The sequence below is a fragment of the Mucilaginibacter sp. CAU 1740 genome, from assembly GCF_039839285.1.
GTDB lineage: Bacteria > Bacteroidota > Bacteroidia > Sphingobacteriales > Sphingobacteriaceae > Mucilaginibacter.
In genome coordinates, this window is record NZ_JBDOQS010000009.1 from 65,146 (window position 1) to 89,886 (window position 24,741).

Sequence of the window (24,741 nt, forward strand, 5' to 3'; positions counted from 1 at the left end):
GCAATAACATATGAAATATTCCGAATGGAAATCGCTCGATGCCGACGAGCGTAAAAATATCAGCTGGCACCGTCGCCCTCATATCCGTACAGCAACCCTATTCACTATTGCCTTTGGGGTGGCTTTCATCATCATCGTATTAGGGATCAGTAAAAACAGCACTGTTCATATTAACCGCAAGCCAACCAAAACAGAGGCTTATAGCATTGCCAAAACATTTGCAAAAGACAAACTTAAACAACCCGAAAAAGCCGTTTTTGCAAATACGGCCGATCAATTAGTTACCGACACGGCTACCAATACCTACAATATAAGTGCCTGGGTAAAGATCGAGAACAACAGCGGGAAGTTAGAACGATCGGCCTGGGAGGTTAAAATGCGATACATAGATGGAGATTGGGCCGAAAAAAGCAGTTGGCAGGTAATATCAATAACCGTTACCCCTCAACCATAAAAACAAAAAAGGGATAATTGTTAGTTATCCCTTTTTTATTAAAGAATTTTTTATTCTTAATGAACACTGTCGCGTAATGCTTTGATCTCATCATGAGCTTCAAGCAATTCGCTTTCCTGTTGGCTTACAGTTTCGCGCAGATAAGCCGGTAAATTTTCGTCTTGTAAGGCAGTACGATAAGCTTTCAAAATAGCATCTTCGCCAAATTCGCACTCTTCAAGTATATCATGCGCATCGTGGCCTGTAAACGCCGCTTTAACATCCAACCAGGCACGGTGTATTTTACCGCTGGTTGTAGTACTTGTTTCAATATCCTTTCCAAAAGCGCTTACCTCGGTACCCAATGCCAACTTAAAGTTTTGGCTTTGAGCAATCAGGCGATTAAAAACAGCCCTTAGTTCGGTGTGCTCATCTTTCAAATCTTTCGAAGCGCGTTGATAGCCTTCAATCCTGTCGTTATTGATCTGTACCAGATCATTTAAAATTTCTACTGTTGCTTGTGTATTTTCCATGGTTAGTTGTTTTATATTAATAACAACCCATGAATTTCGAGATTGTTTAATTTATTAATTAATAATTTTCACAATAAGAAATTTAGTTTTTCCCTCTAAACATCGAGAAGATCCAGATAATAATAGCGATAACCACAACAACGGCTATGATACCGGTAATAGCCCCGGCTTTAAAAATACCGGTGATTACAGAACAGCTGCTAAGGGCAAACAGCATAAAAGCGAATAATAAATAGTGTACGTTTTTCATGATTGATATTTTATAGGTTGATAATTTTAATGATGGTTTATCCGTCATTAAGCTGATAGCCGAATATCAATAATCAAGCCTATTTGGTGAAACATTAATAGGGCGATGTTTTAATAGGCATATACCCGGATATATGCTGATACTGTATAATTATATATACAGTAAAATAATAAAACGAAGGTCACGTAAATTTCAAAAGCGCTAAGTAGTACCTAATTATTTATCACAACCATCTCCTTGCATTTTCGCATAAAAAAATAACCAGTAAGTAAAAAATTAACGCTCCGATTAAATACTATTACAAATAAGATTACACCCCAATTATCCAGATATTTTTTCCGGGCCTTACAAAACACATGCCCCAGCTATTATTAGCTGGGGCATGTGTTTTGTAAGGCCATTTACAATTCTATTTTTATTTAAAATGATACTACAAATACAACCTAATTTTCCTTGCGAAAATTGCATCAAATGTGGCAAACGTCCGCACGTTGAACAACATAAAGAAAAGTGGACTGTAGCCTGTCCTGATAAAAACTGCAAAAACCAGGTAAAAAGTACCATTGCCGATTTTACAACATGGAACAGACTTAATAAAAAAGCTACAACAATTACTGTTGATAAAAAATCAGAAAAGCTGAAGCAAACTGCTTAAACTGACTAAGTGTATGAGCGGATGAATCAATAAAAAAATTTATTGTTTTTAGGGTAGATGAGTACATTTACGCGCTACTACCCTACTTTATATTATGCTTACTACACTCCTATCGATAAATAAAGCTACCGTACGCTATTTAAATACGACACTTTTTACCGGTTTAACCTTTAAAATAAATAAGGGCGAAAATTGGGCACTGATTGGCGAGAGCGGATCGGGCAAGAGCGCCTTGCTACAAACCATAGCGGGGCGCTTTAATATTACCGGTGGTGAGATCCATTATCATTTTTGGGAGGAGTTTTTAAGCCTACACGAGCCAAATGAACTGGCTACCCCGCACAAGCTGATAGCCTTGGTTGAGCCACGGCACCACTTCCGCAACCTTTCAAACACCAGCGATTTTTATTATCAGCAACGTTATAACTCGTCTGATTCGGAAGATGCGCTTACCGTTGCCGATCATCTTAATTCAATACAACACGTTGCGGGTAGCGGCAGCTTCTGGACGCTTGATAAAGCGGTAACCCTTTTACGCCTCGATGCTTTGCTGGATAAACAGATCATCAAACTATCAAACGGCGAAACCAAACGGCTGATGATCGCTGCCGCCTTACTCAAAAACCCGGTATTGCTGATGTTGGATAACCCGCTGACCGGCCTTGATGTAAAAACACGCGAAGAGTTTAACAGCATCATAAGCCAGGTTACGGCATCGGGCATTAACGTTATTATAGCCACATCTATTCATGAAATACCTTCGGTTATTACCCATGTGGCAGTGTTAAGTAAAGGTGCTATTGTGCACCAAAATAAAAGGGAAGATTTTAAGCCCGAACTTTTTGAGCAGGATAAAACAGACTCGATAGATACCAGCGAGCTAAGTGCTCTCCTTAACATTAATAAAAACCCTACTGCTTATAACCTTATTGTTAAAATGAATAATGTACACATCCAATACGGCGATAAGGTGGTTTTAAATAACATTAACTGGCAAATAAATCCGGGCGAACGCTGGGCTTTACTTGGCCCGAACGGTGCTGGGAAATCAACTTTATTAAGTTTGATAAATGGCGATAACCCACAGGCCTACGCCAATCACATTGTTTTATTTGATAAAAAACGCGGCACAGGCGAAAGCATCTGGGATATAAAAAAGAAGATCGGCTTTGTATCGCCCGAACTGCACCAGTACTTTCCTACCGATAACAGCTGTTTGCAGGTAATAGAATCTGGCTATTATGATACACTCGGCTTGTTCCGCCCAAGTAATAAAGAGCGTGCTGATATCGCATTGCGCTGGATGAAGGCTTTAGAGATAGAGAAATATGCCCGTGTGCTATTAAAAAACATCCCCGCAAGCGCTCAACGCCTTTGCTTACTGGCTCGCGCGCTCATCAAAAACCCTGCTCTGCTTATTTTTGATGAGCCTTGCCAGGGAATGGATGATCATCAGCAATTACATTTTAAAAACCTGGTTGATACCATTTGTAGCTTGAGTAACGTTACGCTGATCTATGTAACGCATTATCAGCATGAGATACCTAACAGTGTTGATAAAGTTTTGAGGTTGGAAAAGGGGGAAGTGGCTAATTAGAGGTTAGAGGGCAATGCTTTTTGAAGTTGATTGTTTTAATTATTTTAGTACAATGAAAGCCTTTATCTTATCCCTTTGTTTTATCCTATCATCAGCTATAGCGTCGGCGCAAGGCTATGCTGTTATTAATGATAAAGATGGTTTTGTAAATATCCGGAAAGGCCCTGGTATCAACACCAGCATCATCGGGAAACTTTATACAGATGATATTTTTGGTTACGATGATTTGGCGAAAAATAGCGGTGAGTGGATCAAAATTTACCGGGTTGTATCTGAAAACCCAGACGGAAATATTGAGCTGGGCTTTATCTCGAAAACAAGAACAACCCCCATAAGCAGCTTTGCAAGTATCCACCATAAAAATATAAGCGGGCAACAAGCAACTATTAATAATGATAGTGTTAAGGTAACGATAACAACAACAGCTTTTAAAAAAGCTCAACATAAATTAGCCTATCAAAAAACCGCTACTGAAAAACCGTGGTTAAATAAGATTGACAGCAAGCCTTTTTGGGGCACCGACGGCGAAATACCTAAAAAATCTATTTCTTCAGTTTTGGTAACTGTTAATAACGTGCCGGTGGTTATCCCCCAAACTGCCTTTAATGACCTTTATGAACCGGCATTCAGATCTTTCGATGTTTATCTCGGCCCTAAAAACACTATCTATATACAAATGAATAACAGTGATGGCGCAGGCGCATACACTGTGATCTGGATCATCAAAAACAATAAATATCTAAAGCGCTTTATTGATAACAGCGAAGTTTAAGCTACCACTGCCCTCTCCTTACATTTATTTGTCAATTATTTAACAAGGGCTAAATCAAATTACCAACTTACGTATATTTGCGTGATATGAATACAGCCGATCTGTTGCAGCGCGCTTTGCGATTTGATTTTTTAACGCTTGAAGAAGGCGTTTACCTGTATAACAACGCTTCAACTGCCGAGTTAATGTACACAGCCAACGAACTTCGTAAAATACAGGTTCCGCACGGCAAGGTCACCTGGCAAATTGACCGTAATGTTAATACCACTAATGTTTGTATAGCCAATTGTAAGTTTTGTAATTTCTTCCGTCGCCCAGGCCACGAAGAAAGCTACATTACCGACATTGAAACTTATAAAAAGAAGATAGAGGAAACTTTCCGCTACGGCGGCGATCAGCTTTTATTACAAGGCGGTCACCACCCGGATCTTGGCCTGAAATTTTATACCGATCTGTTTAGCGAACTGAAACAGCTTTATCCTAAGTTAAAACTGCATTCATTAGGTCCGCCGGAGATAGCACACGTTGCTAAACTGGAAGGTATGGCCCATATTGATGTATTGCGAGCCATGAAGGAAGCCGGTTTAGATTCATTACCAGGTGCAGGTGCCGAGATATTGAACGATCGTGTTCGCCGTTTAATTTCGAAAGGTAAATGCGGTGGTAAAGAATGGCTGGATGTAATGCGTGCAGCCCATCAGCTTAACCTGCCAACATCAGCTACGATGATGTTTGGCCACATCGAAACTATTGAAGAACGTTTTGAGCATTTGGTTTGGATCCGTGAGGTACAAGCCGAAAAACCAGAAGGACATTACGGGTTTATCGCCTTTATCCCATGGCCTTTCCAGGATGACGGCACACTTTTACGTAAAGTACGCGGTATCACCAATAATGTAACCGGCGACGAATATATCCGCATGATAGCCTTGAGCCGTATTATGCTGCCCAATGTTAAAAACATCCAGGCTTCATGGCTTACCGTTGGTAAACAAGTGGCACAATTGTGCTTACATGCAGGCGCTAATGATTTCGGTTCGATCATGATCGAAGAAAACGTAGTATCTGCAGCAGGAGCCCCACACAGGTTTACCGCCAAAGGCATCCAGGAATCCATAAAAGAAGCCGGCTTTGAGCCTCAGCTCCGCACCCAACGTTACGATTGGCGCGACATCCCGGTTGAAATTGAAGAACAGGTCATTAACTATTAGTTTGCAGTGCGCAGTAAGCAGTTTGCAGTTATAAGAACTAACCAACTGAAAACTGCCTACTATAAACTGCCAACTGAAAAAATATGGAACAATACATAGAAGCATTGATTTTCGCATCGGAACAGGCTATCCGTATGGAGGAGATCATGTACTGTTTGCAGGCGGCTTTTGAGCGTGATTTCACTAATGAGGAAGTTACTGACGCCATTAACCGCATCCATGAAAAATATAAGCACCATAGTTTAGCTATCGAATTGGTAAAAATTGGCAACGGCTACCAGTTTTTAACCAAAAAAGAATACCATGCGGTTATTAACCTGTTGCAGCTGCAACGCTCGAAGAAAAAGCTAAGCCAGGCCGCTCTGGAAACATTGGCCATCATTGCCTACAAGCAGCCGGTAACCAAACCGGATATCGAACAGATCCGTGGGGTTAACTGCGATTATTCGATCCAAAAACTGCTGGAAAAAGAGCTTATAGCTATAGTTGGGAAATCGGAAGCCATCGGAAAACCTATTCTTTATGGTACCAGCAATATGTTTATGGACTATTTTGGCATCAATAGTATTGACGAATTACCTCAACTTAAGGAGCTTACAAACAACACCGCCAGCATAGGCGAACAATCGGAATAATTTTAATTTCTGTTTTTAAAAAAAATCAATTTTAATTATTTTTACTATTAAATCGGTAGGGATAAAAGATTTGAAAAATCACTTTTTACTTATCTGATTAAATTACTATTATTGATTAAGTTTAATTTATAAAATCCATTACAATGGGAGCGCCAAAGAAACCGAACACTAAGAAGATCCAGGATTCAGAAAACGATGAAGAAGATGATGATCTTGAACCACAAGTGAAAAAAAAGGCAGTTGATGACGATGATGACGACTTTGACGGACCGTTAGATGACGATCTGGGCCGCGGTGGTTACGAATCATTTGATGATGACGACGACGACGATTATTAATCGTTAAACATATAGTACTTTTATAAAAGCATTCAGACTATGCCTCTGGATGCTTTTTTTTATTTTCGCCCCTACCTGGCAAAGCTGATATGACTATAACCGAAGTAAAGGACAAAAAATCAAAAAAGGCGTTTTTAGATGTAGCGCGCATCATTTATAAAAATGACAACAATTGGGTTTGCCCGTTGGATAATGATATTGAAGCAGTATTTGATCCCGCAAAAAACAATTTCCATCAACATGGCAAATGTACCCGTTGGATCTTACTGAATGATGCCGGTGAATTAATTGGTCGTGTAGCAGCCTTTGTTAACGAAAAAAAAGCCTACAACTACGAGCAACCAACCGGTGGTATGGGCTTTTTTGAATGCATTGATGATAAGCAAGCTGCCTTTTTACTATTTGATACCGCTAAAAACTGGTTAAAACAACAAGGCATGGAGGCTATGGACGGCCCCATCAATTTTGGCGAAAATGATAACTTTTGGGGCTTGCTGGTTGAAGGATTCACACAACCATCGTACGGGATGAACTACAACCACCCCTACTATCAATCTTTTTTTGACGATTACGGCTTTGTTACCCAATACGCGCAGATCACCAACCATGTAGATGCACATAAGCCTTTTCCCGAAAGGTTTACTAAGATAGCTACCTGGGTTTCCAAAAAGCAAGGCTATGAGTTCAAACATCTCGAGGCAAAAAAGATAGCCCAGTTCGCGGCCGATTTCATGGAGATCTATAACGATGGATGGAAGGATTTTGAAAACTTTGTACCCATCAATCATAACACCATTATGGAGAGCTTTGAAAAGATGAAGCCACTGATGGATGAAAACCTCATTTGGTTTGCTTATGTAGATAATGAACCGGCATCGTTCATGATCATTTTGCCTGATGCCAACCAAATGATCAAGCCGCTTAATGGTAAGCTTAACCTGATAGGAAAACTGAAGTTTTTATATTATCGTTGGAAAGGCGTTTCGCGCATGCGCGCCATTGTGATGGGTACCAAGCAAAAATTTCAGAAACACGGCCTGGAATCGGGCATGTTCATTAAACTGAAGGAGTATGTATTGCCGTTAAAGCGTTATGATGAGCTGGAATTATCGTGGGTGGGAGATTTTAACGATAAAATGATTGCCATTCATGAAGCGGTTGGCGCAACTTTTGGCAAAAGGCATTTAACAATGCGTTATATATTTAAATAGCCCGGGCAAACCGGGCTATCAAATTTATGCTGTTACTTTTGAGTGACGAAGTTCTTCAAATAGCTCGATCACCTTCTTCTGTAAATCGATAACCTCGGTTTCACGATCCATTAAACGCTTGTTAACAGTTTCCAATTCGTTTACAAATTTCTGATCCTGCTCGGTATCATTAAATGTAAGTAACTGAACTACTGTCATTTCAAACAGGTTGGCAATTTGCTCCAGCCTTGAAAGGTTGATATCGGTTATCCCGGTTTCAATCTTTGAAAAAGCGGGAATTGAGATGTCTAAACGTTTAGCAACATCTTCCTGGCTCCAACCTTTTTGATGCCGTAATAATCTGATTTTTTTTCCGAGTGTCTTCATTTTGTTTATTTAATTGTGTAGGTTTCGCAAAAGTTAATTACTTTACAATATTATTTATTATCACGCTAATTATCAACTAATTTGCATAATTTTTTATCTAAAAGTGTAGTTAATTGTAACGGTTAGCAAATCATTTAAAGTACTGTAAATAAATTACCTTAAAACATACCTATAACAGGGTATTTTTGCTAAAATCGTAACAATCAATTCTCATTGCAATGTAACTTAGCGGGCAAAAAACCGCAAAAAATTTTTCTTTTTAAAATTTAAATCACACTTTTGTACTGTAATATTTTTTATTACAGATAAATGAACGGACAATTTCAAATAGCAACCCACGTACTCACCCTGTTGTGCAAACAGCCAGGCGAATTGTTATCCTCTGATTATGTGGCAGGTAGCATGAATGTAAACCCCGTTTTAGTACGTAAAGAGATGCGTAAATTACGCGCCTGCGGATTGATTGAAAGCAAGGAAGGCAAAGCCGGCGGTTATTGCCTTGCCCTCTCTCCTAAAAATGTTACATTGGCCGATGTTTATAAAGCGGTAAAACTCCCTCCTGCTTTAGGTCAGGCCAAAAACAAACCCAATCCGGATTGCCCCGTTGGCCGGCAGATCAATGCTCACCTTGATCATTTGGCCGATGATGTGGAAGCTGCCATCATCAAAAAACTAAGTACCATCACCATTTTTGATTTTGTAAATCAATTCGATTAAAAAAATTTAAAACAAACTGTAACATATTTAATTACAATTAAAACAAACAACAAAATGAAAATCGCACTAATTGGAGCAACAGGCTTTGTAGGCAAAGCAGTATTGAACGAAGCCGTACAACGTGGCTACGAAGTAACAGCCATAGCCCGTAACCCAAAAACAGATATTGAAAGTGATAAGATCAGTTTAAAAACCGCCGACGTTTACAATGTTGATGAACTGGCCGAAGCACTAAAAGGTAACGACGCAGTAGTAAACTCGTTTAACGCTGGTTGGGGCAACCCGAACTTATATGCTGATTTTATTAAAGGATCAGAAGCGATACAACAAGCTACCAAACAAGCCGGTGTAAACCGCCTGTTGGTTGTTGGCGGTGCGGGAAGCCTTTTCATAGGCGGTCAGCAATTGGTTGATAGTCCGCAATTCCCGGCCGAGTGGAAAGAAGGCGCTACCGCTGCCCGTGATTATTTAAACATCATTAAAAAAGAAGAAGAGTTAGACTGGACTTTCCTTAGCCCGGCTATAAACTTACATCCAGGCACCCGCACCGGTGTTTACCGCACAGGTACCGACGAACCGGTATTTAACGATAAACACGAACACGAAATTTCAGTAGAAGATTTGGCTGTTGCCATTTTGGATGAACTGGAGAATAACCAGTTTGTGAAAAGAAGGTTTACTGTAGGGTATTAATCTGAACCTATAAAAACAAACCACGTCATTGCGAGGTACGAAGCAATCGCACGGAAGCAGGTTCGCCCTGTATAGTTCGCGATTGCTTCGTACCTCGCAATGACGTGATGTTATAATGCCGCAATGTTATTGAGTTCGCTACTTAATAAACTTAGCAGCCACCCATTCTTTATCTTTTTTATGGGTGATGTATTTCAAACCATACTTACGGGCCTCATCAGTAATAATATCCAGATCCGGCGACTCATAGAAACCGCTGAAATAGATTTCACCATCAGCTTTTAAAACTTCGGCGTAGCGCTCCATCTGGTCGAGCAGGATATTGCGGTTAATGTTAGCCAATATGGTATCGTATTGCTCATCAGGGATAACCTCTTTCGATCCGCAGAGCGGTTTAATATAATCAACCTTGTTTAACGCTGAGTTTTCGATGGTACTTTCGTAGCAAACAGGATCGTAATCAATCGCTGTAATATCCGTCGAACCTAATTTGGCAGCCATAATAGCAAGGATACCTGTACCGCAACCCATATCTAATACTTTTTTACCGGCAAATTCATTCTCCAGCATTAAGCCAAGCATCATGGCCGTGGTTTGATGATGACCGGTACCGAAAGCCATTTTCGGATCGATCACTATTTCGTATTCAAACTCAGGTTTAGGCTCGTGGAAGGTTGCCCTTACGTAGATTTTGTTCCCTATCTCAATTGGCTCGAAATTACTTTCCCATACTTCGTTCCAGTTTTTTTGTGGGATGAGGGTTATCTCGTAGCTAAAAGTAAACAGATCTTTATAAGGCAGTAGTTGCTCATCAAGCACTTCCTGGTTAAAAATATCCTCGGGAACGTAAGCCTTAAAACCAAGTTCAAGCTCTTCAAAAGTATCAAAACCGATCTCGCCCAAAGCATTGATCAGCAGGTCCTGCTGATAATCTTCGGTGGTGATGGTTGTAAAAAGTAATTCGTAATAATTCATGTCAAAAATATTTCGTGATCCGCTATCGGGATAAACCTTTTGTTCAAAAAAGCTTAACTAACAGCGATCTCTACCTCATCTGTTTCAGGAGTTTCGGTTGTTTTCTTTCTATCAATCAGATACAATACTGCAAAGTTAATTAACCAATAAATAGCTTGTATCTCGGTCATGTACCACCAAAAACTTAGTAAGGGATCATAACCTTCTTCAGGAAGCCAGATAATGTAACTCAAAGCGCCCGCAAACGATACGCAAACCAGGGCAATGCAAACGCCTACAACAAAACGGAACATCGGACCTTTTTGTCGGGCCTTGTTCCACAGCGGGGTAATGATCAGATATTGGGTAAGGATACCATCGGCAAGCAGCAATCCCCAAAACAAGTGAAAGTAAGCCATAAGGCTGTATAAGTTACCGTTACCTATTTCGCCAATGCGCATAGGATGGTCTGGCATATTGTAATATACCACCAATCCGAAAATGCCAAAGTCTACCAAAACAGGTAAAAGAACTTTTAAAAGCTTCATTGCTTTTTTAGATTTGAGACGTGAGATTTGAGATATGAGAATTCATTTACGATAAACACTCATGCCCTATTTCTGTTTGAGCATGTCTCAAACCTCATATCTCACGTCTCCTATCTAACTACTAATTGAAAGTTTTCACGATGTCTAAGAAATCGCGGGATTTTAAAGATGCGCCGCCTATTAATCCGCCATCGATATCTCCCTGGGCAAATAACTCAGCAGCATTTTTAGGGTTGCAGCTACCACCGTAAAGGATAGTGGTTGCATCAGCAACTTCCTGGTTGTATTTAGCGGCAATTTCCTTACGGATAAACTCGTGGATCTCTTGAGCTTGTGCTGATGTTGCAGTAACACCGGTACCGATAGCCCAAACAGGTTCGTAAGCGATAACCAGTTTACCAAAATCTTCAGCGCTTAAATGAAATACACCTTCAGCTAATTGAGTTTTGATCACATCAAAGTGAGTATCAGCTTCACGCTCTTGCAGGGTTTCACCAATGCAGAAGATAGGAGTTAAATCATGCTTCAAAACAGCATCAGTTTTTTGAGCAAGCAAAGCATTGGTTTCGCCAAAATACTGACGACGCTCCGAGTGACCAAGGATCACATAAGCTGCACCTGTTGATTTGATCATTTTTGCAGAGATCTCGCCGGTGTAAGCACCACTTTCGGCCTGGTGAGCGTTTTGCGCGCCAACCGCTACTTTATTGTAACCTTTAGCCAATTGTACAAGGCTATGGATGTGAATAAACGGACTGCAAATTACAGCTTGCTGTGTACCGGTAATTTCATCATTTACCATATTGATGATCTCTGAAAACAAAGCTAAACCTTCGTTGTAGTCAAGGTTCATTTTCCAGTTTCCGGCAACAATTTTCTTTCTCATGTTGTTTTATGTTGTTTAGTGAATGGTTGATTATGTTGATTGAGTGAGTGGTTGGATTAGCTTGGTAAACAGATGATAACTACTCACCTGATCAACCCAATCAACCACTCACCTTTACATAAAAATTTGTCTGTATTCTTCTGTTTGTTCAAATACCGCTTTCAATAGGTTTTGCTCTACCTCATTAAAAGCACGGTGCTCGCGGCGGTCAAAAACCCGTTGCGTTGTTTCCAACATTTTATTAAAGGCGTAAACCTCAAAACCCTGTGCGCCTCCCCACGAAAAATCGGGCACAAAATTATTAGGGAAGCCCGCGCCAAAAACATTGGCACTCACCCCTACTACCGTACCGGTATTAAACATGGTGTTGATGCCGCATTTGGCATGATCGGCCATGATCAAGCCGCAAAACTGCAAACCTGTTTTTCGGAAACGGGTTGTGGTATAATCCCAAAGCTTTACTTCGGCGTAGTTATTTTTCAGGTTCGAATTGTTCGAGTCGGCACCTATGTTGCACCACTCGCCCATTACCGAGTTACCTAAATAACCCTCGTGCCCCTTCGACGAATATCCCCAGATCACGGCGTTATTGATCTCGCCGCCAACTCTGGAGTATGGTCCTACGGTGGTAGCACCATAAATTTTAGTCCCCATTTTTACCTGCGAGTGCTCGCAGATGGCAAATGGGCCACGGATATGGGTACCTTCCCAAACTTCGGTATTGGCCGAAAGATAAATTGGGCCGTTGGTGGTATTAAAGGTTGAACACTCGGCTACAGCACCTTCCTCCGCAAAAAAATCATTACCGATTATGGTATTGGTAGTACTGACAGCAGCACTGGCACGGCCGTTTGTTAGCAGTTTAAAATCCTTACGGAGTTCGATGTCGTTTTTCCTGAAAATATCCTCTGGGTATTTTAAAGCTACAAACAGGTTGGTATAAGCTACAAGATCGCCAAATTCAGCCTGGTAATTAAATGCCTTTGCATCGGTTTCGTTAAGCCTAACGGCTATGAGCAACTCATTATATTTTAACGCCTGCCCTACCTGTAGCTTATCAATGGCTTCAAGCAAGCCTTCATCCGGGCAAACAGAGCCGTTAATAAAAATATTATCGGCTTCGATTTTCACAGGGAATTTAGCCTGCAAATAGTCAAGCGTATGAAAAGAGTATTCGCTGTTTAAATATTTAGCCCATTTTTCGGCAATGGTCATGATGCCTATCCGCAGATCGGCAACCGGCCGGGTATATGTTAAAGGCAGCAGTGAATGGTGAGCGTTATCGTCGAAAAGGATAATTGCCATGGCGCAAAAATAAAAAAAGTCCCGACTGCAAAGCCGGGACTTGTAAATATTTAATCACACAAAAATTACTTTTTAGCGTAACGTGTGCGGAATTTATCGATACGACCTGCAGTATCAACCAGCTTCATTTTACCGGTGTAGAAAGGGTGCGAAGTGTGTGAAATCTCTAATTTAACCAGTGGATATTCGTTACCATCTTCCCATTTAACGGTTTCGCGGGTATCGATGCAAGATTTAGTGATAAAAGAGTAGTCGTTAGACATATCTTTAAATACAACTAATCTGTAATTTGATGGGTGCAGATCTTTTTTCATTATCTATATATAAACTTACCTTCTTTACTTCTATTTAAAAGAGGTGCAAATATAGATATATTTTTCAGGAAAAATAAAACCAAATTTAAAATAAAAATAAACCCGATATCCCCCCGGCTCATTCCTTTAAATCTATATTTGTAAAAACGGCCTCCTGCATTATTTTAATAGCTTTTTTTAACCATATCTATAATAAAACCGGCTGTTTGCTGTTTTACATTAAAACTTAAACCATACCGTTAATATGAATTCAAAAAGAACCATCCCCTTTTTATTAATCATTAGCATTTCAGCCTCTGTAACACTATTTAGCTGTAGCAAAGATAAAGCAGACACGCATGCGGATGATAGCCCAAAATTAGAAAACCTGCCGGGAAACACGTACACATTGGCCGGTAATAGCAATTATGCTTTTGTTGATGGCTTACGGGGAAATGCAGCCTTTAATAATCCGAATGGCGTAGCTGTTGATGCAGCAGGGAATATTTATGTTACCGACCAGGGTAATAATGCTATCCGTAAAATTACACCCGAAGGCGCGGTAACTACTTTTGCCGGAGGTACAGGATCTGGATGGGTTGATGGTCCTTCTAAATTATTGGCAAAATTCAACAATCCAATAGGCATAGCGCTCGACTCGAAGGGCAATGTTTTTATAACCGACTTTGGCAACAACGTGATCAGAAAAATAGCCACAAACGGCAATGTAACCACTTTTGCAGGCTCGGGAGCTATTGGCTTTGCCGATGGAAAAGGCACAACGGCAACCTTTAACGGCCCGACAGGTATAACAATTGATCATGCCGATAACTTATACATAGCCGATAATCATAACATTATCAGAAAAATTACCCCGGCACAGGATGTAACAACATTTGCAGGCAATGTACATTCGGGTCCCGGCTTTGCCGACGGAACCGGACCTGAAGCTAATTTCCGACTACCGGAGGGTTTAGCTATTGATGCCGCCGATAATATTTATGTAGCCGACGCCAGCAATAATATGATCAGGAAGATAACCCCTGCTGCGGTAGTTACAACAGTAGCAGGGAAACTTGCACCCGGATCTGACAATGGCACCTCAGCAGATGCAACCTTTAACGGGCCGCTGGGAGTAGCTGTAGATAAAAGCGGAAATATTTATGTAACCGACACTCAAAACAGCCTGGTGAGAAAAATAGCCGCCAATGGCGATGTAACCACATTAGCAGGCACAAAAGAAAGGGCCTTTTATGATGGTCTAAACCTGCAAGCCAAATTTAACGACCTGCATGGTATAGCAGTAGATGGCAGCGGCAACGTATATGTTGGCGATGAGCAAAACGCCAGGATCAGGAAAATTATTCCACCTGCAAAATAATATCAATGCAGGTTATATTTCCTGGCACAGTTCTATAAGTACACCGTTGGTGCTTTTGGGGTGTACAAAACAAACCAGCTTATTATCAGCTCCTTGTTTTGGCTTATCATTAAGTAACACAAAACCCTCGGCTTTAAGGCGTTGCATTTCAGCTTCAATGTCATCAACATCAAAAGCTATATGATGCAGCCCCTCCCCCTTTTTCGCTATAAACTTAGCTATAGCACTATCCTCGTTCAGTGGCTCCAGCAATTCTATTTTGTTGGGGCCATTTTGCAGAAAAGCGGTGAGCACATGTTCACTCTCAACGGTTTCGGTTTTATATACCGGTGTATTGAGCAGTTTTGAGTAGATCTCGCCTGCTTGTTTAACACTGTTAACCGCTATGCCTATGTGCTCAACTTTGTTCATGTCCAAATATTGTAAATTATTGGTCAGCTTTGATTGTTTGCGAAGTATTTTAGCTGAATTTCAATAAAAACTTGCTTATCTTTGTTCTGTTAATATTTCAGAAGGAACTATGAATATCCCAATTTATTTAGATAACAATGCAACCACCCCAATGGACCCAAGGGTTTTGGAGGCCATGATACCATATTTTACTCAAAAATTTGGTAACGCGGCAAGCCGTAACCACGCTTTTGGCTGGGTTGCAGAGGAGGCAGTTGATTACGCACGCGAACAGGTAGCCAAACTTATTGGCGCATCTGAAAAAGAGATCATCTTTACCTCTGGTGCTACAGAATCAGATAACCTTGCTATTAAAGGGGTATTTGAAATGTATAAAGACAAAGGTAACCACATCATAACTGCAGTTACCGAGCATAAAGCTGTGCTTGATGCCTGCAAACACGTTGAAAAAATGGGCGGTAAGGTAACTTACCTTGCTGTTAAAGAAGATGGTTTAGTTGACCTTGCCGAGCTTGAAGCAGCTATGACCCCTGAAACTATCCTGGTATCTATCATGTATGGTAACAACGAGATCGGTGTTATTCAACCGGTTAAGGAAATCGCTGCTATCGCTCACAAACATGGCGCTTTATTCATGACTGATGCTACACAGGCAGTTGGTAAAATCCCTGTTGATGTTAACGCCGATGGTATCGACCTGTTAGCATTATCAGCACATAAAATGTATGGCCCTAAAGGTGTTGGCGCGTTATACGTTCGCCGTAAAGGACCAAGGGTTAAAGTTACCGCCCAGATGGATGGTGGCGGCCACGAACGCGGCATGCGTTCAGGTACCCTTAACGTACCAGGCATTGTTGGTTTAGGTAAAGCCTGCGAACTTTGCATTGCAGAAATGGAAAGCGAAGCAAAACGCCTTTCAGCTTTACGCGATAAATTACAGGCAGCATTAACCGTATTGGAGGAAAGCTACGTAAACGGTAACGTTGAACACCGCTTACCACACGTAGCCAACATTTCATTTAAATATGTTGAAGGCGAAGGTTTGATGATGGCTATGAAGGATCTGGCTGTATCATCAGGTTCGGCTTGTACTTCGGCTTCTTTAGAACCATCTTATGTATTGAAAAGCTTAGGTCTGTCTGATGATTTGGCACACTCTTCAATCCGTTTTGGTTTAGGCCGCTTCACTACCGAAGAGGAAGTTGATTACGCTGTTGAAGTAACTAAAAAAGCGGTTACCCACCTGCGCGACCTTTCACCACTTTGGGAAATGTTTAAAGAAGGTATCGACCTTAACTCGATTGAGTGGGCAGAACACTAAATAAATATGCAGATGTGCAGATTTTAAATGTGCAGATGCTTCTAATATAAAAAGATATACGAGTAGAATTAAATCACTAATTCAATAACTCATTAATTCAATAATTAAGAAAATGGCATATTCAGATAAAGTAATTGATCACTACACTAACCCCCGCAATGTGGGCACTTTGGATAAAAGCAGCCACAAAGTAGGTACCGGCTTAGTTGGTGCACCAGAGTGCGGCGACGTTATGCGCCTGCAAATTCAGGTTGATGATAACAACGTTATCACCGACGCGAAATTTAAAACTTTTGGTTGCGGTTCGGCAATAGCTTCTTCATCTTTAGCTACCGAGTGGCTTAAAGGTAAAAGTATCGACGACGCGATGAAAATCGACAACATGGATATCGTTGAAGAGCTTGCCCTTCCACCGGTAAAAATTCACTGCTCGGTATTGGCAGAAGATGCTATCAAAGCAGCGATCAACGATTATCGCGTTAAAAATGGCTTAGAGCCAATTGAAAGCGAAAAAGTACATCATTAAGAAAGATTTGAGATATTAGATGTGAGATTTGAGATCTTGTTTGGCTCTTAAAAAGGTTTTTGATCTCTCATATCTAACGTCTCACATCTCATATCTAATTTATTGATTTGATGTTTTGAAATTGGGCTTTGTCTCACATCTCACATCTCAAATCTCATATCTCAAATCTAAAAAAATGGTAACTGTAACTGATAAAGCAAAAAGCAAAATAGATAACCTGATGCAGGATGCAGGGCTTGATGCCTCGTATTTTCTGCGTGTATCTGTTCAGGGTGGTGGCTGCTCGGGTTTATCATACAATCTGGATTTTGATAACGAAGAGAAAAAAGGCGACCAGTTTTTTGAAGACCAGGGCGTTCGTATGGCATTAGATATGAAATCGTTCCTGTACCTTGCCGGTACTGAACTTGATTTCTCTGATGGCTTGAACGGCAAAGGCTTCAATTTCCATAACCCTAACGCCAGCCGTACCTGCGGTTGCGGCGAAAGTTTTTCGGTATAATTTATTTAACCAGAAAATATATAAAAAGAGGCGCGATGAGCGCCTCTTTTTGTTTACAAAAAATAGCTGCCGCGGGTTTAGCGTAGCGTAACCCGTGGTGAATCATCGTTTCAGTCTCTGACTGAAACTCCTAAAACATATCCTCAGCTTTCACACCATCCGGAACAATCTGCTCCACACTCCAATGCTCGGCAATTTGATTGTTAGCTATCCGATAGATCTCATAAAACAAAAACACTATCCCTAAACGATTAAATTGCGATTGTACCATCACAAAATCGCTTTCGGCCACAAACCTGTGCAGCTTTATATTTCTATCGGGCGTAGATAAAAAGGAAGCCAAGCCTGAAGCAAGTATTTCTGAATTATGTTCAACATAATCTGATGCTATAAAATTCGCGGCTCCGCTCTTCTCAATTATCGCATCATAAAAATTCATAACAACTTGCTTGCTATGTTCAGATAAAGCCACTTCGTCAATCTTTGCGGTGCCATTGGTAGCAGTTATTTCTTTGCCGCTTTCATCTGGTAAAGCTTGTATAGCATCCCAATGCTCGGTAAGCATTCCATCTTTTAATTTAAAAAGATCAATAACCGCCATCCGTTTCCCCATGAACTGGATATCCAGGTGGGTTACAACAAAGTCACCCTCTTGTATTGCCCTTACAATTGGCGATTTAGCATTTTCGGGTGGCGGAGGTAAAGTTTTCAGATAATTGATCATTTCGGTTATGCCAGCTCTCCCCTGCTTAACAATAGGGTTATGTTGTTTATAATCTTCTACTATAAACTCCGGGATCAACTCTGTTTTACGTTGCCCTACTATCTGTTTATAAAATGATAATACCTTTTGTTTATTGCTGATGGTATCCATATAAATATTTGCTTTTGCGGATGGGCTAATGCATGCCAATATGCAGCCAAAAGTCCATGCCAGTATTTGAGTAATTTTCATTACCGTTTAAATAAGTTGATTAGAACTTTTTAGATAATACAAAACACCACCGCTATTTGCAGCGTGTTACCGAACCTGCACCGCAGGCCGGGCCTTAAACGACCCTTGTTTGATATGGAGAGATAGTAATTATGTAGTGAAGATATGGAAAGTTTGGGATATCTAAAAGATATTTCACGCAAAGCCGCAAAGCCATAAAGCTTTTTGTTTATCAGCCCTGCATCTTCTAAACTATCGAGCTCTGTACAGAAACATTTTGCGTCTTAGCCTCCTTTCGCACTTAAAAACTCTTAATCCATAAACAAAAAGACTTAGCGCCTTAGCGTCTCTGCGTGCCCAAACTATTAAACTCTGCAAAAACAATACTTAGCAGCTTAGCCCAAAACTTTGCGTTTGTCAAATACCTGTGTCAATGTTTTATTTATAAAAAATAGGATTAGATTTGCTTACAATATCCAATTATCATCAATGACCAACAATCCCGAACTTTCAACCGTTCCGAGTTTTATTCGTAATACCGTTGCCAATATCCATCCTTTAGATCATACCTTCCTGTTACACAAAGTTAAAGACGAGTGGGTGGAGATAAGCTATGGCGAGGTTTTAGAAAAGGTTGATGCTATTTCGGCCTGGTTTCTGCATATCGGCATCAAAAAAGGCGACAGGCTTTCGCTCATCATCGAAAACGGTCCGAATTATGTTTATTACGACCAGGCCCTGCAACAGATAGGTGCGGTAAACACATCGATATACCCTACCCTTACCGAAAACGAAATAGAGTATATTCTGAACGATTCAGGCGCGCGAACCATTATTTGCGGCAACCCCTTTCTGTTCCGCAAAGTGCTGAAGGTAGCCAATAACTGCCCCGAACTGATCCGCCTGATCCCGGCCTTTGATGACTATGAAAAATTTAGCGATAAGGTAAACCTGAACGCCGGCGTAATTGGCTTTGACGAAGTAATTGAAGAAGGCCGCAAACTGGTTGAACAATACCGCCATGCCATTAACGCGGCACGTGAGGCCATTTTAACAACAGATACCTCATGTCTTATCTATACATCGGGTACTACAGGAGTACCTAAGGGCGTGGTATTAACGCACCATAACCTTACACAAAACGCCATCAATAGCCTCATCCAAATCCCTTACGTGGAGAAAACAGACAGATTTTTATCTTTCCTGCCACTATCACATGTATTTGAGCGTACCATTTACCATATAGCCATTTACCAGGGATCGCAAATTGCCTTCGCGCAAAGCTTAGAGTTGTTAGCGAAAAACATGGCCGAAGTTAAACCTACCATTCTTTGCTGTGTACCGCGACTACTGGAGCGCATTCATGACCGCGCTATAAAAACCGGCACATCTGCTGGCGGCATCAAAACCAAAATTTTCCTTTGGGCATTTGAGGTTGGCAAAAAAGTTCGCCACGCGCAGGAAGCAGGCAAAACTCCGGGTGCTATCCTGAAGGCTAAACATGGCATTGCCGAGAAGTTAGTATTCAGTAAGATCAAAGAAAAAACCGGCGGACGGTTAAAATTCATGGTATCGGGCGGTGGTGCCTTACCTAAAAATATCGGCGAGTTTTTTGGAGATCTGGGTATTGTGATATTAGAAGGTTTTGGCTTAACCGAAACTTCACCGGTGATGGCTGTTACCGAACGCCACAGGGTAATTTACGGCACAGTAGGCCGCATTATTCCGGGCATTGAGGTGGCTATCCAGAATGTCGATACCAAACAGATCTACAGCATCCAAACACACGATAATTTTAAAGAAGATACCCTTACCGAGGAAGGCGAGATCATTGTACGCGGACACTGTGTAATGAAAGGCTACTGGAACAAGCCCGAAGAAACCGCCAACGTTATTGACAGCGACGGCTGGTTCCATACAGGCGATATCGGCCGTTTCTTCCGTGGAAACCTCCAAATTACCGACAGGCTTAAAAATATGCTGGTAAATGCCTACGGTAAAAACATTTACCCAACCCCGGTTGAAAACACCTACCTCAAAAGCCCTAAAATTGAACAGATATTTTTAGTGGGTGATAAACGCGAATATATCGCCGCCATTGTAGTCCCTGCCAAAGAAACCCTGCAGGAAGCATTCAACCTAAAAAATGAATTCTTCGAAAAGCCGGAACTCTTCATCACCGAAAAAGAAATTGTAGACTGGATAGGTGCCGACATTCGCAAATACAGCAACGAACTGGCCAAATTTGAGCGCATCAAATCGTTCAAAGTAAAACGTAACCTGTTCAGTATTGAAGAGGGCGAGCTTACCCCTACAATGAAAGCAAAACGCAAAGTTATAGAGAAGAAATTCGCCACGAATATCGATGAGATGTATGCTGGAGAAGCGGAGGAAGATTAACAGAACCATGATTTTTAGGATTAAAGGATTTCTTGATAGATAGGATTTAATTATCAAGAAATCCTCTAATCAAGCGCATCAAGGTTTTGTTATTTTTTGCTAAATTTGTTAGTATGAAGCGATCCGGCTCTGCTGACTTACCTTTACATTATGGCTATGTACCGCAATGGCTTGCCGAGCGTATGGCAAAGCTTGGTCTTGCTGTGGTTGAAACCATTGTTATGGATTATGGTAAGGAGGAGGTATTGACCCGACTTGGCGATCCGTTTTGGTTTCAAAGTCTCGGAGCAGTTATGGGCATGGATTGGCATTCTTCGGGTATTACTACTTCGGTGATGGGCGCTTTGAAAAAATCTATCAACCCGCATAGTAAAGAGTTGGGTATTTACATTTGCGGCGGCAAGGGCAAGCACTCTACCCAAACACCTGCCGAGCTGCTTAAAGTTGGCGAAACTACCGGGCTTGATGCCGATTACCTGGTGAAATGCAGCAAGCTAAGCGCCAAGGTTGATAATACCGCTATTCAAGACGGCTTCCAGCTTTATACCCACAATTTTATTTTAAGCGATACCGGCAAATGGGCCGTAGTACAACAAGGCATGAGCGATGCAAGCGGCACCGCCCGCCGATACCACTGGCATTCGGAACAATTAAAATCTTTTGTAGATGATCCGCATACATTTATTTATGGAAAAAATGGCGGTTACATCCTTAACATGACGGATAAGCAGGCAGATATTTCACGTGCTGGCGTAATGCAAATAGCAGCCGAAAATCCGGGTACGATGATCAATGAGATCAATAAACTGATAATGCCGTCTCACCACCAGGTACATGCTAAAGATGTTGATTTGAAACGGCTTGGCGCTGTGCTTTGGCTGGCCCATGAAAAACAACCTAAAGATTTTGAAGATCTGTTGTTGTTGCAGGGTTTGGGGCCACGTACTTTGCAATCGCTGGCATTGGTGAGCGAGGTAATTCATGGTACGCCATCACGGTTTAAAGATCCGGCGAGGTTTTCATTTGCGCATGGCGGTAAGGATGGTGCGCCTTTCCCGGTGCCAACCAAAGTTTATGATGAAACATTGGGCGTTTTGCAAAACGCTATTCAGAAGGCCAAACTGGGCAACAGCGATAAAAACGAAGCTATAAAGCGTCTTTCAAAAATAGCTGAGAACGCCGAAAAGGATTTTACGCCCAATGCTAATTTTGATAAAGTGGTTGAACAGGAACGCAATGATTCGTGGAAATATGGCGGGCGTACGGTGTTCGGTAAAGCCAAACCTCCGGTTGAACCGCAACTGAAATTATTTTAAAGTTGTATTGATCAGCTTAGCTGTATCCAGATGCGCCTGTAAGCTGGGTAGCATCTTTTTAGCAAAATCGGCTACTTCAACATTTTTCTTATCCTCAATAACAGTTTTGTACAGTGCTATCTGGTCGGTGTGGTCTTCAATAACAATCTGAATATAGGCTTTATCAAAAGTACCCGCTTTTTTTAAATCCAGATCTTTGATCTGCTGCTCATGTATTGGCGTTATTGCAATGGAGTCGGTTATGGAATTATCACTCCTTAGCTTTCTAAAATCGTCGGCCAGCATGGTGTGATCATCTATCATGAGTTTGGCAAACTGGATCACCTTTTGATTTTTAGAATTAGCGATGGCCAATCCGGAAGCTTTTACCGACGCAATGCTTGATTCTTCGCCGTTTTTAATAAAGTTTACCGAGTTATCGTCGGCCTGTTTATCGTTATAATTGGCCGCCTTGCGATTGCTTTGGCAAGCTTGCAACATGCCCAAAAGGGCCAGGCAAATAAACAGATAGGTTGAACGGCTCATGGTAGTTTGATTTAGCATTATACAAGTTAAACAAAAAAACGTAGTTGTAGTTTCGTTTGCCCTATATCACCATCTTTTACGCTAAGCCGCCTGGCAATGTTATCTTTGCAGGATGGATTATTTTGAAAAGCTGCTCGCCCTATTGCAAACCGAACAGGACGAAGACAGGCAAGCCTACCTCAAACAAACTGAAACATCATCAAGCGCCGAACGCCGCACAGCCGGGTTAACCTGGTACCCTATAGCCATAAGGGGCACAGAGATAGGAAGGGGCGATTATTTAACTATAGAGGTTGAACGCCCATCGCACCAGGACGTAGCCCACCAATTCAGGTTTGGGGCTTCGGTAGCATTATTTTCAAATCACGATCCAAAAACCGACCGCATCAACGGCACTGTAGCCTACCAGGGCGGCGACCGACTAAAACTCACCCTAAACACCGATGAACTCCCCGACTGGACCCGCCACGGTAAATTAGGCATCGACCTGTTGTTTGATGATAACAGCTACGACGAAATGCGCAAAGCCCTCAAAGCTGCTACAAAACTCATCGACGATCAAAAACAAGGAAATTTAGCACGAGTGCTCACGGGCAAACAAGCTCCGATATTTACATCCGAAGTAAAACACTACTCCATAAATAACCTTAATGCGTCGCAACAGGAAGCCGTTAACAAGATCATCGACGCGCAGGAGCTTGCTATAGTACACGGCCCGCCGGGAACGGGGAAAACCACCACATTGGTGCAGGCCATTAAAGCGCTCATTAAACAAAATGGCAGGCAAATCCTTGTAACCGCCCCAAGCAATACCGCGGTAGATCTGCTAAGCGAAAAACTAAGCGCCGAGGGCTTAAATGTGCTACGGATAGGCAATCCGGCAAGGGTATCGGAAAGGCTGATGTCTTTAACTTTAGATAGCAAGATAAGCACTCATGCCGATATGAAGGAGATCAAAAAGCTAAAAAAGCAGGCCTCCGAATACAAAAACATGGCGCACAAATACAAGCGCAACTTCGGCAAAGCTGAGCGAGATCAGCGTAAAGCTCTGTTCGATGCCGCACATCAATTGATAAAAGAGGTTGATAAAACAGAACAATTCATTACCGACGATCTCTTAAATAAAGCGCAGGTAGTAACCGCCACATTAGTAGGTGCAAACCACTATACTATTCGCGACAGGAAATTTCATACAGCTATCATCGATGAAGCCGGTCAATCGCTCGAACCAGCTTGCTGGATCCCGATATTGAAGGCTGAAAAACTTATCCTCGCCGGCGATCATCTGCAACTTCCGCCAACTATAAAATCGCAACAGGCGGCAAAAGAAGGATTGAGCACTACCTTACTTGAGAAATGCGCGGCTTTACATCCTGAAGCGATAGTACTACTGGAAGAACAATACCGTATGAATGAAGCCATCATGGGCTTTTCCTCAAAAGAGTTTTACGAAAGTAGATTGAAAGCCCATGCGTCTGTAGCAATCAGATTATTATTTCCGGCTGATGTTCCCGTTAGTTTTATTGATACCGCCGGAAGTGGATTTGACGAAAAACAAGAGGGAACAAGCACTGCCAATCCCGAAGAAGCTGCATTTTTATTCAAACATCTGCGTAAGCTAACCAGTGATCTGAAAGCCCATTATAATGAGCAGGATTTCCCAACCATTGCTGTGATCTCCCCTTACAAAGAACAGATCAGGATCATGAACCAATTGCTGGTGGATTCGCCGGAGCTACAGCCTTATGTAGCAAAAATTTCTGTTAATACAATAGACAGCTTCCAGGGTCAGGAACGCGATATAGTTTATATCAGCCTTACCCGAAGCAATGCCGATGGCGAGATTGGATTTTTGAGCGATATCCGCAGGATGAACGTAGCCATGACCCGCGCACGTAAAAAGCTGGTGGTTATTGGTGATAGTTCAACGCTGGGTTATTCATCTTTCTATGCTGATATGATAGCTTATGCCGAAAAGTTAAATGGGTACCAAAGCGTTTGGGATTATGCGGGGGATGAATAACTTAC

General features: G+C 41.6%; 28 protein-coding genes. 17 read left to right on the forward strand and 11 right to left on the reverse strand.

The features are described 5' to 3' along the window. Positions 1 to 10: 10 nt before the first annotated feature. Positions 11 to 454, forward strand: coding sequence for a hypothetical protein (locus tag AAFN85_RS19360; protein ID WP_347529257.1), 444 nt, complete (start codon positions 11 to 13; stop codon positions 452 to 454). A 56-nt stretch (positions 455 to 510) separates the two neighbouring features. Here the strand turns inward: AAFN85_RS19360 and AAFN85_RS19365 are convergent, their stop codons facing one another. Further along, positions 511 to 966, reverse strand: coding sequence for a PA2169 family four-helix-bundle protein (locus tag AAFN85_RS19365; RefSeq protein WP_347529258.1), 456 nt, complete (start codon positions 964 to 966; stop codon positions 511 to 513). A gap of 82 nt (positions 967 to 1,048) precedes the next feature. After that, positions 1,049 to 1,216 carry a phosphatidate cytidylyltransferase gene (locus AAFN85_RS19370; protein ID WP_347529259.1) on the reverse strand — a complete coding sequence of 56 codons (168 nt, stop codon included), beginning with the start codon at positions 1,214 to 1,216 and terminating at the stop codon, positions 1,049 to 1,051. Positions 1,217 to 1,640: 424 nt separating this feature from the next. On the opposite strand from AAFN85_RS19370, the gene AAFN85_RS19375 reads away from it, so the two are divergent. From AAFN85_RS19375 to AAFN85_RS19405, 7 genes are all read left to right on the forward strand, one after another. Continuing rightward, a complete protein-coding gene (locus tag AAFN85_RS19375) occupies positions 1,641 to 1,871 on the forward strand; it encodes a hypothetical protein (protein ID WP_347529260.1) in 231 nt (76 codons plus the stop codon). Positions 1,872 to 1,965: 94 nt separating this feature from the next. Further along, complete coding sequence (locus tag AAFN85_RS19380; RefSeq protein WP_347529261.1) at positions 1,966 to 3,468, forward strand: ATP-binding cassette domain-containing protein; 1,503 nt, start codon at positions 1,966 to 1,968, stop codon at positions 3,466 to 3,468. Positions 3,469 to 3,520: 52 nt separating this feature from the next. Continuing rightward, positions 3,521 to 4,240 carry an SH3 domain-containing protein gene (locus AAFN85_RS19385; RefSeq protein WP_347529262.1) on the forward strand — a complete coding sequence of 240 codons (720 nt, stop codon included), beginning with the start codon at positions 3,521 to 3,523 and terminating at the stop codon, positions 4,238 to 4,240. An 86-nt stretch (positions 4,241 to 4,326) separates the two neighbouring features. Continuing rightward, positions 4,327 to 5,451, forward strand: a complete 1,125-nt coding sequence (locus tag AAFN85_RS19390; protein WP_347529263.1) for a CofH family radical SAM protein — start codon at positions 4,327 to 4,329, stop codon at positions 5,449 to 5,451. A gap of 83 nt (positions 5,452 to 5,534) precedes the next feature. Beyond that, positions 5,535 to 6,086, forward strand: a complete 552-nt coding sequence (gene scpB / locus AAFN85_RS19395; protein ID WP_347529264.1) for an SMC-Scp complex subunit ScpB — start codon at positions 5,535 to 5,537, stop codon at positions 6,084 to 6,086. Between the two features lie 143 nt (positions 6,087 to 6,229). Further along, positions 6,230 to 6,424 carry a hypothetical protein gene (locus tag AAFN85_RS19400; protein WP_347529265.1) on the forward strand — a complete coding sequence of 65 codons (195 nt, stop codon included), beginning with the start codon at positions 6,230 to 6,232 and terminating at the stop codon, positions 6,422 to 6,424. A gap of 89 nt (positions 6,425 to 6,513) precedes the next feature. Continuing rightward, on the forward strand, positions 6,514 to 7,635 hold the full coding sequence (locus AAFN85_RS19405; RefSeq protein ID WP_347529266.1) for a GNAT family N-acetyltransferase: 1,122 nt from the start codon (positions 6,514 to 6,516) through the stop codon (positions 7,633 to 7,635). A 24-nt stretch (positions 7,636 to 7,659) separates the two neighbouring features. Here AAFN85_RS19405 and AAFN85_RS19410 read toward each other — a convergent pair whose 3' ends face one another. Beyond that, positions 7,660 to 8,001 (reverse strand): helix-turn-helix transcriptional regulator, encoded by a 342-nt coding sequence (locus tag AAFN85_RS19410; protein ID WP_119409674.1) that lies wholly within the window; start codon positions 7,999 to 8,001, stop codon positions 7,660 to 7,662. Positions 8,002 to 8,310: 309 nt separating this feature from the next. On the opposite strand from AAFN85_RS19410, the gene AAFN85_RS19415 reads away from it, so the two are divergent. Both AAFN85_RS19415 and AAFN85_RS19420 read left to right on the forward strand, forming a co-directional pair. Then, complete coding sequence (locus AAFN85_RS19415; RefSeq protein WP_347529267.1) at positions 8,311 to 8,718, forward strand: Rrf2 family transcriptional regulator; 408 nt, start codon at positions 8,311 to 8,313, stop codon at positions 8,716 to 8,718. A 54-nt stretch (positions 8,719 to 8,772) separates the two neighbouring features. After that, the gene (locus tag AAFN85_RS19420; protein ID WP_347529268.1) at positions 8,773 to 9,411 is read left to right on the forward strand and encodes an NAD(P)-dependent oxidoreductase; all 639 of its coding nucleotides are present in this window, start codon (positions 8,773 to 8,775) and stop codon (positions 9,409 to 9,411) included. Between the two features lie 138 nt (positions 9,412 to 9,549). On the opposite strand, the gene prmA is transcribed toward AAFN85_RS19420, so the two are convergent. From prmA to AAFN85_RS19445, 5 genes are all read right to left on the reverse strand, one after another. Continuing rightward, positions 9,550 to 10,386, reverse strand: coding sequence for a 50S ribosomal protein L11 methyltransferase (prmA, locus tag AAFN85_RS19425; RefSeq protein ID WP_347529269.1), 837 nt, complete (start codon positions 10,384 to 10,386; stop codon positions 9,550 to 9,552). Between the two features lie 53 nt (positions 10,387 to 10,439). Then, entirely contained in the window at positions 10,440 to 10,913 is a 474-nt protein-coding gene (locus AAFN85_RS19430; RefSeq protein ID WP_347529270.1) for a hypothetical protein, read from the reverse strand. Positions 10,914 to 11,034: 121 nt separating this feature from the next. Further along, positions 11,035 to 11,799: a triose-phosphate isomerase gene (gene tpiA, locus AAFN85_RS19435; protein ID WP_347529271.1), complete on the reverse strand. Its 765-nt coding sequence runs from the start codon at positions 11,797 to 11,799 to the stop codon at positions 11,035 to 11,037. A 114-nt stretch (positions 11,800 to 11,913) separates the two neighbouring features. Beyond that, a complete protein-coding gene (locus tag AAFN85_RS19440; protein ID WP_347529272.1) occupies positions 11,914 to 13,104 on the reverse strand; it encodes a putative sugar nucleotidyl transferase in 1,191 nt (396 codons plus the stop codon). Positions 13,105 to 13,169: 65 nt separating this feature from the next. Then, positions 13,170 to 13,418, reverse strand: coding sequence for a type B 50S ribosomal protein L31 (locus tag AAFN85_RS19445; protein WP_294795251.1), 249 nt, complete (start codon positions 13,416 to 13,418; stop codon positions 13,170 to 13,172). Between the two features lie 244 nt (positions 13,419 to 13,662). On the opposite strand from AAFN85_RS19445, the gene AAFN85_RS19450 reads away from it, so the two are divergent. Further along, positions 13,663 to 14,778, forward strand: a complete 1,116-nt coding sequence (locus AAFN85_RS19450; RefSeq protein ID WP_347529273.1) for an NHL repeat-containing protein — start codon at positions 13,663 to 13,665, stop codon at positions 14,776 to 14,778. Between the two features lie 12 nt (positions 14,779 to 14,790). Here the strand turns inward: AAFN85_RS19450 and mce are convergent, their stop codons facing one another. Then, positions 14,791 to 15,189 (reverse strand): methylmalonyl-CoA epimerase, encoded by a 399-nt coding sequence (gene mce / locus AAFN85_RS19455; RefSeq protein ID WP_347529274.1) that lies wholly within the window; start codon positions 15,187 to 15,189, stop codon positions 14,791 to 14,793. A gap of 109 nt (positions 15,190 to 15,298) precedes the next feature. On the opposite strand from mce, the gene AAFN85_RS19460 reads away from it, so the two are divergent. From AAFN85_RS19460 to AAFN85_RS19470, 3 genes are all read left to right on the forward strand, one after another. After that, on the forward strand, positions 15,299 to 16,510 hold the full coding sequence (locus tag AAFN85_RS19460) for an IscS subfamily cysteine desulfurase (protein WP_347529275.1): 1,212 nt from the start codon (positions 15,299 to 15,301) through the stop codon (positions 16,508 to 16,510). Positions 16,511 to 16,622: 112 nt separating this feature from the next. Further along, positions 16,623 to 17,036: a Fe-S cluster assembly scaffold IscU gene (gene iscU / locus AAFN85_RS19465; protein ID WP_119409683.1), complete on the forward strand. Its 414-nt coding sequence runs from the start codon at positions 16,623 to 16,625 to the stop codon at positions 17,034 to 17,036. A 175-nt stretch (positions 17,037 to 17,211) separates the two neighbouring features. Continuing rightward, positions 17,212 to 17,538 (forward strand): iron-sulfur cluster assembly accessory protein, encoded by a 327-nt coding sequence (locus tag AAFN85_RS19470; protein ID WP_330859803.1) that lies wholly within the window; start codon positions 17,212 to 17,214, stop codon positions 17,536 to 17,538. A 130-nt stretch (positions 17,539 to 17,668) separates the two neighbouring features. Here AAFN85_RS19470 and AAFN85_RS19475 read toward each other — a convergent pair whose 3' ends face one another. Beyond that, positions 17,669 to 18,493, reverse strand: a complete 825-nt coding sequence (locus tag AAFN85_RS19475) for a nuclear transport factor 2 family protein (protein ID WP_347529276.1) — start codon at positions 18,491 to 18,493, stop codon at positions 17,669 to 17,671. Positions 18,494 to 18,961: 468 nt separating this feature from the next. On the opposite strand from AAFN85_RS19475, the gene AAFN85_RS19480 reads away from it, so the two are divergent. Together AAFN85_RS19480 and AAFN85_RS19485 are read left to right on the forward strand one after the other, a co-directional pair. Next, positions 18,962 to 20,872: a long-chain fatty acid--CoA ligase gene (locus AAFN85_RS19480; RefSeq protein WP_347529277.1), complete on the forward strand. Its 1,911-nt coding sequence runs from the start codon at positions 18,962 to 18,964 to the stop codon at positions 20,870 to 20,872. Between the two features lie 113 nt (positions 20,873 to 20,985). After that, complete coding sequence (locus AAFN85_RS19485) at positions 20,986 to 22,188, forward strand: DUF763 domain-containing protein (protein ID WP_347529278.1); 1,203 nt, start codon at positions 20,986 to 20,988, stop codon at positions 22,186 to 22,188. On the opposite strand, the gene AAFN85_RS19490 is transcribed toward AAFN85_RS19485, so the two are convergent. Continuing rightward, the gene (locus AAFN85_RS19490) at positions 22,180 to 22,731 is read right to left on the reverse strand and encodes a DUF4142 domain-containing protein (RefSeq protein ID WP_347529279.1); all 552 of its coding nucleotides are present in this window, start codon (positions 22,729 to 22,731) and stop codon (positions 22,180 to 22,182) included. The genes AAFN85_RS19485 and AAFN85_RS19490 overlap by 9 nt on opposite strands. A gap of 94 nt (positions 22,732 to 22,825) precedes the next feature. Between AAFN85_RS19490 and AAFN85_RS19495 the strand changes: the two genes are divergently transcribed. Beyond that, complete coding sequence (locus tag AAFN85_RS19495) at positions 22,826 to 24,736, forward strand: AAA domain-containing protein (RefSeq protein ID WP_347529280.1); 1,911 nt, start codon at positions 22,826 to 22,828, stop codon at positions 24,734 to 24,736. Positions 24,737 to 24,741: the final 5 nt, after the last annotated feature.